General features: G+C 31.4%; 15 protein-coding genes. 6 read left to right on the top strand and 9 right to left on the bottom strand.

What is annotated here, in order from left to right; translation table 11 throughout:
* Window positions 1-167: 167 nt before the first annotated feature.
* Both A3M9_RS0106480 and A3M9_RS14770 read right to left on the bottom strand, forming a co-directional pair.
* The gene (locus tag A3M9_RS0106480) at window positions 168-1,010 is read right to left on the bottom strand and encodes a homocysteine S-methyltransferase family protein (RefSeq protein ID WP_027308502.1); all 843 of its coding nucleotides are present in this window, start codon (window positions 1,008-1,010) and stop codon (window positions 168-170) included.
* A gap of 2 nt (window positions 1,011-1,012) precedes the next feature.
* Window positions 1,013-2,293: a phosphatase PAP2 family protein gene (locus A3M9_RS14770; RefSeq protein WP_198011944.1), complete on the bottom strand. Its 1,281-nt coding sequence runs from the start codon at window positions 2,291-2,293 to the stop codon at window positions 1,013-1,015.
* 343 nt (window positions 2,294-2,636) lie between these two features.
* Between A3M9_RS14770 and A3M9_RS0106470 the strand changes: the two genes are divergently transcribed.
* Complete coding sequence (locus A3M9_RS0106470; RefSeq protein ID WP_027308501.1) at window positions 2,637-3,692, top strand: Gfo/Idh/MocA family oxidoreductase; 1,056 nt, start codon at window positions 2,637-2,639, stop codon at window positions 3,690-3,692.
* 134 nt (window positions 3,693-3,826) lie between these two features.
* Here A3M9_RS0106470 and A3M9_RS0106465 read toward each other — a convergent pair whose 3' ends face one another.
* The 5 genes from A3M9_RS0106465 to A3M9_RS14165 form a co-directional block, all read right to left on the bottom strand.
* Entirely contained in the window at window positions 3,827-5,071 is a 1,245-nt protein-coding gene (locus A3M9_RS0106465; protein WP_027308500.1) for an FMN-binding protein, read from the bottom strand.
* A 10-nt stretch (window positions 5,072-5,081) separates the two neighbouring features.
* Window positions 5,082-5,966: an FAD:protein FMN transferase gene (locus A3M9_RS13340; RefSeq protein ID WP_051350630.1), complete on the bottom strand. Its 885-nt coding sequence runs from the start codon at window positions 5,964-5,966 to the stop codon at window positions 5,082-5,084.
* 271 nt (window positions 5,967-6,237) lie between these two features.
* Window positions 6,238-7,893, bottom strand: coding sequence for a hypothetical protein (locus tag A3M9_RS0106455; protein ID WP_027308499.1), 1,656 nt, complete (start codon window positions 7,891-7,893; stop codon window positions 6,238-6,240).
* Window positions 7,886-8,611 carry an ABC transporter ATP-binding protein gene (locus A3M9_RS0106450; protein ID WP_027308498.1) on the bottom strand — a complete coding sequence of 242 codons (726 nt, stop codon included), beginning with the start codon at window positions 8,609-8,611 and terminating at the stop codon, window positions 7,886-7,888. The genes A3M9_RS0106455 and A3M9_RS0106450 overlap by 8 nt, the downstream gene beginning before the upstream one ends.
* 124 nt (window positions 8,612-8,735) lie before the next feature.
* The gene (locus A3M9_RS14165; protein WP_027308497.1) at window positions 8,736-10,211 is read right to left on the bottom strand and encodes a methyl-accepting chemotaxis protein; all 1,476 of its coding nucleotides are present in this window, start codon (window positions 10,209-10,211) and stop codon (window positions 8,736-8,738) included.
* Between the two features lie 318 nt (window positions 10,212-10,529).
* Here A3M9_RS14165 and A3M9_RS0106440 point away from each other — a divergent pair, with 318 nt between their 5' ends.
* Window positions 10,530-11,816 carry an aminotransferase class V-fold PLP-dependent enzyme gene (locus A3M9_RS0106440; RefSeq protein ID WP_035166018.1) on the top strand — a complete coding sequence of 429 codons (1,287 nt, stop codon included), beginning with the start codon at window positions 10,530-10,532 and terminating at the stop codon, window positions 11,814-11,816.
* 139 nt (window positions 11,817-11,955) lie between these two features.
* Window positions 11,956-12,861, top strand: a complete 906-nt coding sequence (locus tag A3M9_RS0106435; RefSeq protein WP_027308495.1) for a DMT family transporter — start codon at window positions 11,956-11,958, stop codon at window positions 12,859-12,861.
* Window positions 12,862-12,865: 4 nt separating this feature from the next.
* On the opposite strand, the gene A3M9_RS0106430 is transcribed toward A3M9_RS0106435, so the two are convergent.
* Window positions 12,866-13,333: a methylated-DNA--[protein]-cysteine S-methyltransferase gene (locus A3M9_RS0106430; RefSeq protein ID WP_370882845.1), complete on the bottom strand. Its 468-nt coding sequence runs from the start codon at window positions 13,331-13,333 to the stop codon at window positions 12,866-12,868.
* A gap of 336 nt (window positions 13,334-13,669) precedes the next feature.
* Between A3M9_RS0106430 and A3M9_RS0106425 the strand changes: the two genes are divergently transcribed.
* Window positions 13,670-14,887, top strand: coding sequence for an MFS transporter (locus tag A3M9_RS0106425; protein WP_027308493.1), 1,218 nt, complete (start codon window positions 13,670-13,672; stop codon window positions 14,885-14,887).
* 5 nt (window positions 14,888-14,892) lie between these two features.
* Here the strand turns inward: A3M9_RS0106425 and A3M9_RS0106420 are convergent, their stop codons facing one another.
* Window positions 14,893-15,471, bottom strand: coding sequence for a GNAT family N-acetyltransferase (locus tag A3M9_RS0106420; RefSeq protein ID WP_027308492.1), 579 nt, complete (start codon window positions 15,469-15,471; stop codon window positions 14,893-14,895).
* Window positions 15,472-15,934: 463 nt separating this feature from the next.
* On the opposite strand from A3M9_RS0106420, the gene arcA reads away from it, so the two are divergent.
* Together arcA and argF are read left to right on the top strand one after the other, a co-directional pair.
* Window positions 15,935-17,164 (top strand): arginine deiminase, encoded by a 1,230-nt coding sequence (gene arcA / locus A3M9_RS0106415; RefSeq protein ID WP_027308491.1) that lies wholly within the window; start codon window positions 15,935-15,937, stop codon window positions 17,162-17,164.
* A 33-nt stretch (window positions 17,165-17,197) separates the two neighbouring features.
* A complete protein-coding gene (gene argF, locus A3M9_RS0106410) occupies window positions 17,198-18,187 on the top strand; it encodes an ornithine carbamoyltransferase (RefSeq protein ID WP_027308490.1) in 990 nt (329 codons plus the stop codon).
* Window positions 18,188-18,217 lie beyond the last annotated feature (30 nt).

The following is an 18,217-nucleotide window of genomic DNA, read 5'->3' as shown; positions in this document are numbered from 1 at the left end:
ATTTTTCAATAATTAAAAGTTAATTCTTATTAATAATTTAACATATTATTTATAATAATCTACATTGATGACATAAATATTATAAATATTTTAGTCAGCCTATGAGTTAAAAAAATGTTAAAAATATAAAATAAAAAAATAAGTTAACATAGGTTTATACCTCTATGTTAACTTATAATATTCCTTATCCTCTTTATATAGCTTGGTGTTGTTCCGCAGCAGCCTCCAACAACCTTAACTCCTATATCAATCATTGATAGAATGTATTTTGCAAACTCATCTTCATCAACATCATATACCAAATCTCCATCTATTTCCTTCGGAATTCCTGCATTTGGTTTTACAAGAACAGGTATGTTTGTACTTTTTAATATTTCCTGGGCTATATTTATCATATCAAAGGGTCCTGTTGAGCAGTTTGCACCAACTGCCACAACTCTATGTTTTTCAACTGTTTTTATCATATCATAAGCTGTATAGCCTAAAAAGGTACTTCCCTCTTTATTAAATGTCATAGATGCAAAAACAGGTATATTAAAATAATCTGCTGCATTTAAGGCAATATCTAATTCTTCAATATCATACATTGTTTCAATAAGTATGAAATCCACACCTTCTTCTTTGCCTATCTTTATTTGTTCTCTATAAATTTCAAAGGCCTGTTCTTTACTTATAGGCCCTTTAGGCTCAATAAGTTTTCCTATTGGCCCAATATCTTGTGCAACAAGTAAATCTTTGCTTGCACTTCTTGCTATGTCTATTCCTCTTTTTATTACCTCTTTAAAATCAAATCCACACTCTTCCATACTTAATCTGTTTGAACGGAAGGTATTTGTTAATACTGCATCACATCCTGCATCAACATACTCACTGTGTATTTTTTTTATAAGATCACCTTCTATAATATTAAGGATGTCTGGTACTATATCCCTTTTTCTTTTATATTTTTGAACCATTGTACCCATTGCACCATCTAAAAGCATAACCTTGTTATTATTAAATGGAAACATATTTACCTCACCTTTATTAAAACATTTTTATAAATTAATATGCTTGTTGTTGAGTAGATTACTGCAACTGCCCAGCCTGCTAAAACATCTGTAAAGTAGTGTACCCCAAGATATATGCGGCTTATACCTATGATAAGAGCCAACATTACAACTATCCACTTTATAAAGTTATTTTTAAATTCCATTTCGTTTAGATAATACACAAAAACAAGGGCAAAGGTTAAAGAAACCATAGCGTGGCCACTTGGATAGCTGTATCCCTTTGCTTCAATTAGCCTGTATATTAAATCTGGTCTTGGTCTTTTAAAAAGTACCTTTAAAAGCTCATTAAAAAGCCATACTAATGTTATGTTTAATGCAAAAAATGATGCAAATCTTTTTTGTTTATTCTTTATCATAAGTAATACGGATAAAGCTGTAAATGCAATTATAAATTGATAATCTCCAAGTACAGTTACTGCCTTGAATATCTTAGTTAAAACATTATTTCTAATTGATAATACTAAATGTAATATATACATATCAAAGGTATAATCCTTATGAATAAAATTCTCCTCTGTAAGCTCCCAAAATACAAATAGAGAGAAGAAGGATAATACAATTGATGTATAAACATAAAAGGCTGTTTGGTCAACAATTCTATATTTTTTGTGGAAACTATTTAATCTTGCATATATCTTTTTCTTATATACAGCAAAATTCAGTTTTAACAAGTTTTTCTTATTTAAATATTTAAATAATGTATAGAATAAAATTAATACAAGAGCAACTCCTATTGTTATATACTCAAAGTAATTTGATATAAAATATTTTGCACCATCTCCCATATAGAAAATTAAAATTCCTTCAAGGAAAAACCTCATTCCTCTGCCTATTAAAGAGGCAGTAACAAATGTAAAAAAGTTTATGTTAAACACACCAGCTGCAATTGTAAATATTTTATATGGTATTGGTGTAAAGCCTGCAATTACTATAGACCAGCCTCCATATTTATCAAAGTAATATCCGACTTTTTCAATTTTGTCCTCTTTAAAAAACTTCCTCAATATAGGTTTCCCAAGCCTTTTTCCTATGTAATACCCAAATATACCTCCTACAACGGAAGATAAGGTTGTAAATAGTGCATATAAAAGGGACATACTTTTGTCCATTAAACACATAGGAATCAATATAACATCTGGCGGTATTGGGAAAAACGAAGACTCTGCAAAGGATAAAACAATTAAACCAAGTACCCCATAGGATTGAAATATGTTTATTAAATGTTGTAATATCTGCTGCATATCCAACCTCCGTGCCACCCAAGTGAAATGTGATATTATCCATTTTGTTCCACATACAAATTTACATCTTATGCAATATTATAATTTATAAATCCCTCTTTTGGAATAAAAAATTTTATTTTTCCCAAACTTTTACTATATGATACAACATTTAATTTTTGCACTGCATTTTTTTATTGTTATTGACTTTAAAATAATATAAAATAATTTTAACAAATTAGTTGGTTAAATGTTTAATATAAGAGATTTATTACAAATTATAGTAAATAATTTTTCTCTAACCTCATCTAAATAAACTTATCCTTTATTTGCTTAAATATATAAATTATTTAGAGGTGATAAAATGAAAAATATAAATGTTGGACTTATTGGATTTGGCCTATCTGGGCAAGTGTTTCACGCACCCATTATAGACTGCACAGAAGGATATGTATTAAAAAAGATTTATACAACTAATGAAAAGAATATCGAAATTGCACAGGAAAAATACTCTGCAGAGGTTTGTAGTAATGTTGATGATATCTTAAATAGTGAGGACATAGATCTTGTTGTGGTTGCAACTCCAAATGAAAGCCATTATGAATATGCAAAGAGGGCTCTTTTAAAGGGAAAGCACGTTGTAGTTGAAAAACCCTTTACTGTCACAACAAAACAGGCTGAAGATTTGATTAAAATTTCAAAGGAACAATCTAAGGTTTTATCAGTTTACCAAAATAGACGATACGACAGTGACTTTAAAACAGTAAAGAAAATTATTGAAAGTGGTGTTTTAGGAAAGATTGTTGAATTTGAAGCACATTTTGATAGATTTAGAAATTATCCCAAAAATTATTGGAGAGAAGAGAATATTCCTGGCTCTGGAATACTATATGATTTAGGTTCACACCTTGTTGACCAAGCCTTATATCTTTTTGGAACACCCAATAAGTTTTTTGCCGATGTAAGAAAACAGAGAAGCTTTGCAAAGGCAGATGATAACTTTGAACTCATTTTATTCTACGACAATTTAAAGGTTACACTTAAAGCTTCAATGCTTGTAAAAGAACCTCTACCTAAATACATAGTAACAGGAGAAAATGGAAACTTTGTGAAGTATGGAATGGATGTGCAAGAGGAACATTTAAGAAGGGGACTTACACCAAATACATACTCTCCTTGGGGGAAGGAGCCCGAAACTACAAATGGAATCTTAAATATAAATCTAAATGGGATTGATATAAAGACAACTATACAAAGTGAATGTGGTGATTATAGGGAGTATTACAGAGAGTTATATAGTGCAATTGTAGAAGGCAAAAGAGTGCCTGTTACAGCAGAAGAGGCAAGAAATACAATATACATATTAGAAAGTGCCACCCAAGTGAATTGCGACATTATCCAATTTATTCCATTCAAATAATCTCGTAGATGTTTAGAAAAGTTTTTCCTCAATTAATAGTATAATTAAAGCCACTTCTGGTTGTAATTTTTTAAAAAAGCCCCTAAAAGGACTAATTAGTCTCATTTATGGGGCTTTTATATTTTAATTTAATTCTATTTTTGCTCTGCCTGCTTTAGTGCCTCTGCTACTGCATTCATTATACCCACACTTGTTCTTGTTGCACCAGATACTGCATCTACATTTGTTGATTGTTTTTTAATTATTTCATCTGGTACAATTTTAAATGGTATTTCTGCATAGCTTGGCGTTTCATTATGGTCTACAATCTCAATTTTAGATATTTTTCCTCCACTTATTGTAACCTCAACAGTAAGACCTGGTTTAAAACCTATCGCTGAACCTATATACTTTCCATCCTTGTACTTTCCCTGTGTAACCTCAACATTCTGTACTCTCTGCTGTTCTTCTCCATCGCGTCTGTGTCTTCTCTTTCCATCTGGTTTTGGCATATGTTCACCTAAATTAATACCTCTATCCTTATCTTCCATCATCATTTTAAAATCTATAACTTTTTCTGCAAGGCCTTTAAGTCCTAAAAATGCTAAAACAAATACAACTATTATAATTATTTGATTAATTACCCTACCAAATATAGTTAATTTAGCGTTTCCTTTAGGACAAATCCCTACACAATTCATACACTCAATGCATTCTAAACTATCAACTCTGTTTACTTTATCCAAATTAATTCCCATTGGACAACTTCTTGTACAAGCATTGCAACCATTAATACATCCTGTTTTATCCTTTCTTATCTTTACTATTCTAAATACCTGTAGGATTGATAAAAATGCACCAAGAGGGCAAAGATATCTACAGAAAAATCTCTCTATAAATAATGCACCTACAAATATAAGCATTAGAACAATTAATGCTGTTACGCTTGCAAGCTGTGGTGGAAACTGAATGAGCTGTGCAAAAGCCTCCCAAGGATTTATACTGTTTAAACCACTTATTCCAAGGGTCCAAACTCCAACTATAATAAATAGTAAAACAGCGTATTTTATTAATTTTAAAAAACTATCTACTGATCTATTTACTTTAAACTTTATTTTAAAAACCCTTGATGAGAGTTTATAAAGTAGATCATTTATTGTTCCAAAGGCACACATATAGCCACAAAAGAATCTACCAAATATTATTGTTAAAAAAACTAAAATAAGTAATGGCAATGTTGTATTAACTAAAATATTAAAATTTATTTTACCTGAAATTATGGAAGTATAAATTTGCCTCATCTGTCCGAAAATCATCGTAAATAATCCTGGCATTAAAATTAAAAACAGAAGTTGTATAGCAAGCCTTAAGTATTTAGTTGATTTTTTTGTACTTAACATAAAAACCTCCTCATATTACAAATATTTTATAATCACAAATACAATTAAATCTATCATATAAAGATTTTGTTATAAATATATCCTTTTCCTTTGTCACTATTATTCCTTCTAAATTAAATTGATGAATTAGCTTAACTCCTTGCTTCAATCCCTCAAGCAAAACAATTGTAGCAAAGGCATCTGCATCGATTGATGATTTTGAAACAATCGTAGCACTTGAAACTTCATTTTCAACAGGATAACCTGTGTATTTATCTATTATATGGTGATATATTTTATCACCAATTTTAGTATACCTTTCATTGATTCCCGATGTTACAATGCTCTCATCTGTAGAACTCAATATCCCTAATATCTCTCCCCTATCTGAAAATGGATTTTGTATTCCTATGCTCCAATGCTTTCCTTTATTTTTACCAATTGTATATATATTCCCTCCAAAATCAAGAAGGGCATTTTTAACTGAAAAGGCCTTTAAAATATCCTTCGATATATCCGTTGCATATCCCTTTGCTATTGAACCTAAATCAATTTTCTGGCCTTTCTTTTTTAAAAATACAAAATCGTGTTTTACTACAACATCCCTTGAATCTACTAAAGATTTTACATTTTCTATTTCTTCTTTACTTGGAACTTCATTATTTTTTAGCTTTTTTTTCCAAAGTAAGCTTAAAGGCCCTATTGTTATATCAAATTTATTGGATATTTTATTAAACTCAAGAGCTCTATTTATTACATATTTAGTATCACTACTTACTAAAACCTCTTTAATACCTGCATTTTTATTAATTAAGCCTACTTCACTATCTTCTCTAAAAGCTGACATTCTTTTGTCTATACTTAAAACTCTTCTAAAAATAAATTCTGATGCTATCCTACCACTAAAATTTTGCACATTAACATAGATATCACTGCCTAAAACATATATACCTTTAATTGTTCACACCTCCTTATGAGTTAATTCTATTGTAACATCGTGACATTACAATGCAAATTTTATTAACAAAGTGTAAACAAAAGTGCCACCCAGGTGAAATGTGACATTATCCATTTTATTCCATAAAGATTTTAAATTTAACCCCCTAAAAAATAATAGGTTTCAATTTGGCTAATCTTAACCAAACTGAAACCTTTTTATAATGCTGAGTATTAAAATTTAATCTATACTACAGTCTGCTATAAAGCCTCTCTATATTTTTATTTAAATAGATATATGCACATAAAAGCAATATAATTGGTATAATGAAAAATGCCAATATTAAAATAGTTTGTGAAATGTTCTTCGTTATTAAATAGTTAATCCCAATTAAAGCAAAATTAATAAATATTATAAAAACAGCATTAACATTCTGCTTCATTGGTTTTTGCGGATTATCCCATACTAACTTTGGCCAATTAAGCTCAAGTATTATTCCCACAAGGTATATAACAAATAGATATAAATTTCCTATCACAAACGAAAGAAAGATTATATAAAATGGAACATTTAAATATAAAAGTAGTACACCTACAATTATTGATGCAACAAATCCAAAGAAGGCACCGTGAATAAATTTTGCCTTTATAAGATCAACAGGCCTAATTGGAAGTGATTTTAAGACATATATACCACTACCTTCCCTTGATATACAAGTTGATGTTATCGAAGTTGTCGAACCAACAAACATCATTAAACCTGTTGAAATAAGCAACATATATTTTATATTTTTAGATCCATTTATTAGGCTGTCTATTTGACCAAAACTTTGCTTATTTACTGTAAACATAATTACAAGTATAAGTGGAAGTAATAAAACTACAAAGGGGCCATTTAAAAAGTATACAGGCTCTCTATTCATAAGTTTCATTTCCCTTGAGAATAAGGAACTTAATAGTCTTCTTTTCTTGAAAACTCTATCTAATTCTTCAGTTTTAATCTCTCTATTTTTCTTTGTAATCTCACTACTTCCAATAATGCTTGAATAGTATAAATTTGAAGTAGAAAGTAGAAGTAAATATACAACTAAAATAGATAATAAAATAAATGCAAATAAATACAAAATACCTGACAAACTTTTGTATTTTAGTATTCCATTGCTTATCCATATTGATGGGTAATAAATTCTTCCAACTATATCAATCAATCCATTTTCTCGCATCAAGCTTTTTATTAACTCCTCAGGTCCTGCATTAGTGTTGGCAAGCTTATTTACTAATAACTGATATACCACAGCTATTAAAACTCCTAAAAGACCACCTAAAATCATAAAGAGGTCCTTTTTCTTTGTTAGGTTCCCATATCTCATTAAAGGTATTATTAAAAAGTAGCAAATTGAAAGTGGAATTAACGGAATAAATATTGTTGCAATTATTGATACTATATAAAACAAAATCCCTTCACCTGATTTAATTCCATAAACACCAACTCCAACTCCCATAAATACGAGTGTTACAATTAATTCTATAATATATGCATTTATAAATTTAGCAAATAGTAAATCCTTTTTCTTTATTGGAAGTGCTAATATAATATCTCCCTCTTGATTATAAAAATAATTTGCTATAACCGTTAAAATACCAAACATAAGTGTTAATATTGAGGCGGATACTACAGCTAAAGTTATTACTGCTCCTTGTTGATTAATTGTTTTCAATAGTTCATACATCTTAATGTTAAAATATAAATACATTCCAAACATACCACTTAAGGAAAAAAGAATTAATAATATAAGACCTATTGTCTTTGCAGCATTCTTTTTATTGTATTTTAAGTCCCTTATGAATCTACTTAAACCATATGAAGAATTTATATATATTTTTGCTAAATTTAATCCATTACTCATTTTCAATCAACTCCAAAAATATATTTTCTAAAGACTCATCATTCTTTCTTTCCTTTAATTCTTCAACTGTTCCTACAAATATTATTCGTCCGCCCTTTATAATCCCAATTCTGTCACACACCTTTTCTGCAACCTCCATAACGTGGGTTGAAAAGAAAACTGTTTTACCACTATCTGCGTGTTGCCTCATCATCTTTTTTAGGGTAAAGGCGGATTTTGGGTCAAGCCCTACCATAGGTTCATCAAGTATCCAAACTGGTGGATTGTGCATTAGGGCCCCTATTAAAACTAATTTTTGCTTCATACCGTGGGAATAGCTACTTATGCTCTCTTTAAGTGCAGATTTTATTTCAAATTCTTCAGCAAGCTCCATTATTTTTTCTGCTCTCTTTCTGCTGTCCATCTCAAAAACATCCCCAATAAAATTTAAATACTCCAATCCTGTTAGCCTATTAAATATTTCTGGATTGTCTGGAACGTAGCCTATTTGCTTTTTTGCCTCAATAGGATTTTTATTTACATCTATTCCGTTTACCAATATACTGCCTTCATCCATATTAAGTATTCCTGTAATAAGTTTTATAGTTGTAGTTTTTCCTGCTCCATTTGGACCTAAAAATCCAAATATTTCTCCATCCCTAACCTCAAGGTTAATATTATCAAGTGCCTTAACTTTGTTTTTTCCATAGGTTTTAGATACATTTTGAATTGTAATCATACCAACACCTCTTTGAAATTTTTGTAATTAGACATTTATCTAAATATCTAATTATATTTTAACAAAGCCTATTTAAAAATTCAATAGAAAAAAATCGTTTTGGCAATACGCCAAAACGATTTTTTTACACAAGTTTATTTGCCATTTCTAAAAGCTCATTTGAAAGTCTCTTTGCATTTTCTGCTTGGTTTATATGTTCTCTTGACATTGCAGCCGCCTCTTCAGAATTTGCCATAGTCTCCTGTGAAACTGCTGCTATGTTCTCTCCTGCATTTGCTATTCTATTCATTCCTGCTATTACATTTTCCATCATCCTATTTAGCATATCTGTCTTTTCTTTAATGTCAGCTACATTTAGATTAATCCTTCCAAACATACTGCTTACTTCTTCAACAAGCTTTTGTTGCTTTTCATTTATTCTTATAAGCTCTGCAACTGCCTTTACTGATGTTATTGTCTCATTTTGTAGTTCACTTATTATGTTTGCTATATTATCTGAATTATTCTTGCTCTCAAGTGCAAGCTTTTTAATTTCATCTGCAACTACTGCAAATCCACGTCCTGCTTCTCCAACTCTTGCCGCCTCTATTGCTGCATTTAATGCAAGAAGATTTGTCTGCTCTGCTATCTGTGCAATAACACCTGTTATATTTACAATATCATCGGACTTTGTCTTAAGAGAATCCATTGTATGGCTTACACTATCATTTTTATCTTTAACTTCCTCTGCCATATTTGATAGATCATTAATAATAGCTTGTCCATTTTGTACTATTTTAGTTGTTGCCTCCGTTGCCTCCTTTATCTCTGCCGAAGCCCTTGATGTTTTTTCTACTTCTTCTCTTATAGATTCTATTGCATTATTTGAATCTTGTATTTCCTCTGCAGTATTTGATGCACCGTGGGCTATTTCCTCTACTGCATTTGAAAATGCCATAGTGGAAGATGCTATTTCATCAATTATGCTATTTAATTCATTTGAATTGCTCTTTACTAAATTTGCGATTTCAATTAAATTTTCCATCGCTCTTCTTGCATCTTTTTCTTTATTTTCAAGTTCAATTAAATTATTCATAGTTTGCTTTCTTAGGTTTCTTGTTACTCTAACTATAGTAAATGTTGCTGGAATATACATCAATACAGTTCCTGCCATAAGTGTATAGTTTGAAGTATCAAGGCTTGTTATTGCACCTGCATTAATTCTTAAAAATATAAATAATCCAATTGTAATAAAGGCAACCGTGTTTTGAATAGTTGTTAGCACCCAGTCTGCATAAAGTGTATATGTAACAGCATATGGGAAAAAGAATATAAAGGTCATTGCCTTATCTGCAGTTAATAGTGTTACAACATATGCAATACCATAGCTTATCATTAAAATCCATTTGATTTTTGTAGAATCCTTTTTCTTAAAATATAAAACATATGAGGCTACAAGTCCAATAAAAGTAATTGATAAAATCGCAGCTATAAACGGAAGAGTCCTGTTTCCCTTAATATACTCTCCAGTAAAGCCCAATGCAAAGATAACAAAAATTAGTACGTGGATTTGTAAAACTCTTTTGTTAATCATTTTAATTTCTCTTTCGATAATACCCATCTACCTTTCCCCTTTCTTAAACTGAATAGTCTAATTATTATATCGTATGAAATTTGGGAAACTTTACATTTCACTTTATATTCTCCATAAGTAAATTATATAATTGATTTCTACCCACAAAATGGTAATTTCACATTTCACATGGGTGGGAAACCTCCGAAAAAATCAAATCATTTTCAAAAGTATACTATATATAGCAGCACAAATTATCTCTTATACACTATATATAGTGGTGACATTTTTTAAGGTATCATTTTTTCGGAGCTCTTGGTGGCACTCCTTGAATAATATAGTATAGAAAACAAAGGGGTGATTTTTATGGATTCCTTTAGAGATCTTGTTGTTGGGGTTGAGAGTTTAGTTCCATTAAAGGATGGCAGTTTTATTAAATATATAAATTTTGATAATGCAGCAACAACACCTCCCTTTAAAAATGTAATGTGGTTCATAAATTACTTTTCAGAATACTACTCTTCTATTCATCGAGGTGAAGGTTTCAAATCAAGAGTATCAACGGAAATATATGAATCAGCAAGAGAAGATATTTTAAGCTTTGTTGGTGCCAATAAAGAGGATATTGTTATCTTTGTAAAAAACACCACCGAAGCAATAAACAAACTCTCCTTTAAGATATGTAGCCAATATCCAAATTGTGTTGTTTTAACAACTGAAATGGAACACCACTCTAATTTACTCCCCTGGAGGTTTAGGTTCCATATTGATACTGTAAGGACAGATTCTTGTGGAAGAATTGACCTTGAAAACCTTGAAAAAAAATTAAAAAGTTATTATGGTATGGTTAAGATTGTTGCAATAACCTATGCTTCTAATGTAACTGGCTACATTAATCCTGTCCACGAAATTGCTGCACTATGTCATAAATATGGTGCTAAAATATTTGTAGACTGTGCACAGATTATAGCCCATAAGAAAATATCTATGAAAAATGAGGATGAACGTAAGAATTTAGACTTTATTGCCTTCTCTGCCCATAAAATGTATGCTCCCTTTGGTATTGGAGTTTTAGTTGGGGATAAAAACAGTTTAAGTTCAGGAATCCCAGATATAAAGGGAGGAGGAACTGTAAAGGTTGTAACCGACGATTTTGTTGTTTGGGATGACCTACCCCACAAGGAGGAGGGGGGTACTCCTAATGTTATGGGTGTTGCTGCATTAATTTCCGCTATTAATACTCTAAATTATATTGGACTTGATAAAGTAGAGAAATATGAAAAAAGACTTTTAAAATATGCTTCTGAAGCTTTAAAGGATGTAAAAGATATAAAATTATACTGTGATGGAATAGAAGATAAAGTTGCCATTATTCCTTTTAATATTGAGGGAGTAAAACACAACGATGTCGCAAGAATACTTTCTGAGGAATACGGAATAGGCGTTAGAAATGGCTGCTTCTGTGCACAGCCGTATGTTCATAAGCTTTTAAATTTAAATAGAAGCGATATTAAGAATATAATTAGAGATAGTGATATAACTAAAAGACCTGGGCTTGTGAGATTAAGCTTTGCACTCTACAACACCTTTGAGGAAATAGATAGGCTAAAGTTTGCACTTGAGGAGATAGTTAAAAAGTATTCATCAAAATGAAGGGGCGGCAAAATGCCACCCTTTTTTGTTATACTAATTCTATTTTAGCATACATTTATATTATTATACTATTTTTTATTTAACACTTTACCTTTAAAAGCTAACTCTGTTAAAATAGCACTATAAGGGGGGATTGATAATGGACAAAGAAAAGAAACAGGATTTATTTGCAATGTCAATATTACTTATAACCTCAGTTATATGGGGTGGTGGATTTGTTGCAACCAGAAATGGACTTGACCATATAAAACCATTTTATCTACAGTTTTTAAGGTTTTCAATAGCCTTCCTTCTGCTTTCATCTATATTTTTTAAAAAACTAAAACAGATAACAAAAGAAGATTTAAAGGGAGGTCTTATTGTAGGCATTTTTCTTTTTACTGCCTTCTCAAGCCAAACAATAGGGCTTCAGTATACAACCCCATCCAAGCAAGCCTTCTTAACTGGAACAAATGTAGTTATGGTACCTTTTTTATATTGGTTTGTGTTTAAGAAGAAACCTGATATATTTTCATATATAGGTGTTTTTTTAAGTTTTATAGGAATAACAGTGCTTACCTACGAAGGTGGAGTAGGTATAAACTTAAATTTAGGAGATATGTTAACCCTGTTGTGTGCTCTCTTATATGCTGCCCATATAGTTGCAACTGGCCACTTTGCCAAAAATATCGATCCAGTTATATTATCTATAATTCAATTTGGATTAACAGCTGTACTTTCATTGATATTTGCTCTAATTTTTGAACCAGTACCTACAGTATATAACAAAACCACCGTATTCTCTGTTTTATACCTTGGAGTGTTTAGCTCCTGCATTGCATTTTTGTTTCAAACAATAGGGCAGAAATATACATCCTCCACCAAAACTGCTATCATATTAAGCACAGAATCTGTATTTGGAACTATATTTTCAGTTATACTACTACACGATAAATTTACCCTTAATATGTTTATTGGCTGTATGCTTATTTTTATATCCATATTAGCTGTTGAAACAAAATTTGGGTTAAAAATAGAGCCTAAAGGAGAAACAGCAAGTGAATAAGCCTTCACTTGCTATTTCTTTCTTCGTGCTCAAGTAGCCACTTTTTCCTCCAGAGGCCTCCAGCATATCCTGTTAAAGAACCATCTTTTCCCACTACCCTATGACAGGGTATTATTATTGCAATTTTATTTTTATTGTTTGCACCACCAACTGCCCTAACAGCCTTTTCATTTCCAATAGCAACCGCAATATCCTTATAGCTTCTAACCTGTCCATAGGGTATCCTTTTTAATTCTTGCCAAACCTTCTTCTGAAAATCTGTTCCATTTATCTCAATATTAACGTCAAACTCTTTTCTTATTCCCTTAAAATACTCATCAAGCTGAATTTTACATTGTCTAATCACATCATTCTCACTTTCCTTTGACCTTTTATATACAAAATCAAGGGCGACTATTGCCTCTTCATTTGCAACAATCTTAATAAGCCCTATTGGTGAATCGTAGAAAGATATGTAGAATGAACCCAACACATTACACCCCCATTTTTCAAAAGTGCCACCAAGAGCTCCGAAAAAATGATACCTTAAAAAATGTCACCACTATATATAGTGTATAAGAGATAATTTGTGCTGCTATATATAGTATACTTTTGAAAATGATTTGATTTTTTCGGAGGTCTCCCACCCAAGTGAAATGTGAAATTGTCATATAATGGCAATTTAACATTTCACCTCTGTATTATACTTTTTTAATTATACCAAAAAGTTTGATTAACACCTACACAATTTTTACAAAAATTTATTCATTTATTGTAATTCCCCCCTACCTCATATATAATCGTTATTAGGGGATTAGGGGGTGTTATTTTGTCTAAACTAAAGAGTAATTATTACCTTAATATACTAAATGGAGTTTTTCAAGCAATCGCATTAAATCTTGCCACATCCTTTGCAGGTCTTTTTCTAAAGAGGCTAAATGCTGGAGATTCACTTGTTTCTCTTTTTAATTCTCTACCAGCTTTGTTTAGTATATTAGCTATATTTATTGGTGGTATAATTTTAAGTTCTACTCAAAACAAAAAAAGAACTACTTCTTTAATGTTTTTAATAACAAGAGTTTTTTATATCCTAATGGCACTTATTCCTTTTTTAAATGAAAAGTATAGGGCACTTATTTTTGTCCTTCTATATAGTTCTATGAACTTTCCAAACTCTATTGCTGTATTTTTATGGCAATCCTTCTTTGCTGATATTTTTCCTCCAGGACAAAGGGAACAGTATCTTTCAGTTAGAAATAGCATAGCAACCTTTGCAGGAACAGCTACAACACTTTTTGCTGGCTTTCTTCTTACAACACTTTCAAGCTCAAAGGCGGAACTTATTAAAACCTATCAATACATATTCCTAATTGCATTTATATTTGGGATACTTGAGGTGTTTGTACTCTGGAGGCATAAATACAATGCAAAGTCTTCCTATGCCGAAATTTCAACTGATAATAATAGGCTATCAATTGAATTTATAAAAAATCTACCTAATCAAAGGGAATACCTTATATTTATAACAACTGTTGTAATATTTCACTTCACTTGGCAGATGGGATGGCCTCTATTTTTAACCTATGAAGTAGATTATCTACACACAAATGAATTTTGGGCATCTATTATATCAACAATAAACGGACTTGCAATGGCCTTTGGATATAGATTTTGGGGAAGATTTTCTAAAAGTCGCGGAAACTCCCTTGCCCTTACATTAGCTGCTGTTGGAATGTCCTTTGCACCATTTATGTACGCAATGTCTACTAAAATTTATCACGTTGCCTATTTTGTAGTTATAACTGGACTTAGTGTTTCAGGTACTATGCTACTACTTTTAAACTCCCTTTATGAGGTTGCGCCAAGAGAAAACAGAACATCATATATTGCCTTTTATAACCTTGTAACAAATATAACCCTTGTAATTGCACCTTGGGTTGGAATGAGGCTCTATCAAGTCACTACAATTAGAACTGCTCTAATTGTAGTTGGTGTTTTAAGGTTTATATCAGGTATGCTCTTTATATTACGACACAGAAGGGCCTAAAACCATTAAGGTTTCAGGCCCTTCTTTTTCTTCTCTACAATACTCTTTACATAAACAGACTCAAACTCATCCCTTAATATATCCATATAAATAACATCATATCTTTCTCCCGCAACTTCTATTGCCTCCCTCAACCTACCCGCATATTTAAAACCTACCTTTTCATAACACTTAATTGCATTTGTGTTATATCCATAAACCTTAAGATATACTGAATGTAGATTTAACATATTAAATGCATAATCTAATATTAACTCTATTGCTTCTTTACCATAGCCTTGTCCCCAATAAAATTTATCTCCAATTAATATACCAAGCTCTGCATTTCTTGATATCCAATTAATATTATGAAGTCCAATGTTCCCTACTAATTTATCTATTTCATTTACTACAATTGCAAAAACATTTTCTTTAGATAAATCTTCTATAATTTGCCTTTCACCTTGTGCAGTAATTGGAGTTTTCATTTCAAATAGAGCAATACTAACTTCCAAATCGTTTATCCATTCTGCATACTTTAAATAATCCTCTACATTTAATGGCGACAAATATATTCTCTCCCCTATAAACCTTTTAAAGTACATAATTATCCCCCCAAAATATATTAAACAACTATATAATAAATGTATATTAAAGATATTTCTCTTTTAATATTAAAATTATTATAATCTATGTGTATTTTTTTGTAAATGTCACATTTCACTTGGGTGGCACTTTTTGTTACAAACTTTTAATCTATGTAAGAGGTATACACTTTCATTGTATATTCAATTACTCTATTGAATAAATGCAATCTATTTTATGTATAAATATTATGTTTTATACAAGCCCTCTGTTTAAAAAAACAATATCCTGAATAAATTATTTTAAATTTTCAAAATTGTTAGTATACTCAAGTAAAAAGGAGATAAAATAATAATGTTGACAAAAATTCCGTTCATATAGGTGTTTTTGCCAATGTATAAGGTTTTACCTGCTTTATACATAAAATGTATAATGAATAATGTAAAATAATTGCAATTACAGTTGCAACAAAGGGGGGATAAAATGAATAGCCTTATAAACATCACCTCCGAGATTGGCAAACTCAAAAAAGTTCTATTACATAGACCAGGAAATGAAGTTGAAAACCTCGTACCCGAGTATCTCGGAAGACTGCTTTTTGACGATATACCCTATCTAAAAATAGCACAAGAGGAACACGACAAGTTCGCACAAGTACTTCGGGAAAACGATGTTGAGGTTGTTTACCTTGAAGAACTTGCAACTTCAGCTTTAAGTGATGACAAAATAAAAATTGAGTTTTTAGAAGAAATGATGGATGAGAGTAGAATTAACTCTCCTTCCCTAAGGCAGGCTCTAATCGAATATCTACTTTCTATGCCTACAAGTTCTATGGTAGATAAAATAATGTCTGGTATAAGAAAAGAGGAAATTAAAATTAAAGAAGTAACATCCCTTGCTGACCTAATGATGGACGACTATCCCTTCTATTTAGATCCAATGCCAAATCTTTATTTTACTCGTGACCCCGGTGCAGCAATTGGTAATGGAATTACACTTAATAAAATGCATACTGAGGCAAGACGACGCGAGACTCTTTTCTTAAAATATATCCATAAATATCACAAAGACTTTAAAGAATCTAATATACCCCTATGGTATGACAGAACATTACCCTTCTCAATTGAGGGTGGAGATGAACTAATTTTATCAAGTAAAGTAGTAGCAATAGGCTGTAGCGAAAGAACTTCACCAGAGGCTATTGAAATAGTTGCTAAAAATCTATTTAAAGAAAACACAGGATTTGAAAAGGTTCTTGTTTTTGAAATACCAAAATGCAGAGCCTTTATGCATCTTGATACTGTATTTACTATGGTAGATTATGATAAGTTTACAATCCATCCAGCTATTCAAGGGCCATTAAGTGTATATGAAGTAACTAAAGGTGCCAACAATACATTAAAATTCAAGCACAATACAAGTCCCCTTGAAGAAATATTGAAGGATGCACTAAAACTTGACAGCGTTGAGCTTATAAAATGCGGTGGTGGCGACTTTATAGTTGCAGGACGTGAACAATGGAATGATGGTTCAAACACTCTATCAATAGCACCAGGTGTAGTTATAACCTATGAAAGAAACTATGTAACAAACGAAATTTTAGATAAAAAAGGAATAAAGGTATTATCCATTCCAAGTTCTGAGCTATCCCGCGGACGTGGTGGCCCAAGATGTATGAGTATGCCTCTATATAGAGAAAATATTAATCTTTAAAATAAATTTTAAATTAAGAAAGGGGAAATAAGTATGCCAGTTAATTTAAAAGGAAGAAGCTTTTTAACACTTATGGACTTTACTCCAGAGGAAATTAGATACTTACTTGATTTATCCCACGATTTAAAATCTAAAAAAAGAGCTGGAATAAGAAATAACCTTCTTGCTGGGAAGAACATAGTTCTTCTATTTGAAAAAACTTCAACAAGAACAAGATGTGCCTTTGAAGTTGCTGCATTAGATGAAGGTGCCCACGTTACATTCCTTGATTCAAATAGTTCACAAATGGGCAAAAAAGAATCCTTAGAGGATACTGCAAAGGTTCTTGGAAGATACTACGACGGAATTGAGTATAGAGGATTTGACCAAAAGGTTGTTGAAGATTTAGCAAAATTCTCAGGTGTACCTGTATGGAACGGTTTAACTGACGTTGACCATCCAACACAAATTCTTGCTGACCTTATGACAATTGAAGAACACGTTGCAAAACCACTTAATAAGGTTAAGGTTGTATTTGTTGGAGATACAAGAAACAATATGGCCTATGCGTGGATGTATGGTTGTGCAAAGATGGGTATGCACTTTGTTGCATATGGCCCAAAGGAACTTTGGCCACAGGAAAATACAGTTGAAAAGGTTCGTGAAGTTGCGAATCAAACAGGTGCAGTAGTTGAAATAACCGACAATATAGAAGCTCTAAAGGGTGCAGATGTAATCTACACAGATGTTTGGGCATCAATGGGAGAAGAAGCTCAACTTGCTGAAAGAGTAAGACTTTTAACTCCATTTAGAGTAACTATGGATATGCTTAGAGCCACAGAAAATCCTGATGTAATATTTATGCACTGCCTACCATCCTTCCACGACTTTGAAACTAAGATGGCAAAGGATGCTATGGAAAAGATGGGCCTTGATATTAGAGAAGTTACTGATGAAGTATTCAGAAGCAAACATTCAGTTGTATTTGATGAGGCTGAAAACAGAATGCATACAATAAAGGCGGTTATGGTTGCTACTCTTTAATAAGTAAACAAAAAGAATAGGGGGATAAAT

This window comes from Caloramator sp. ALD01 (assembly GCF_000472625.1).
Classification (GTDB): domain Bacteria; phylum Bacillota; class Clostridia; order Clostridiales; family Caloramatoraceae; genus Thermobrachium; species Thermobrachium proteoclasticum.
The sequence above is the reverse complement of the archived record's forward strand: the minus strand, read 5'-3'. Positions and strand labels throughout refer to the sequence as shown.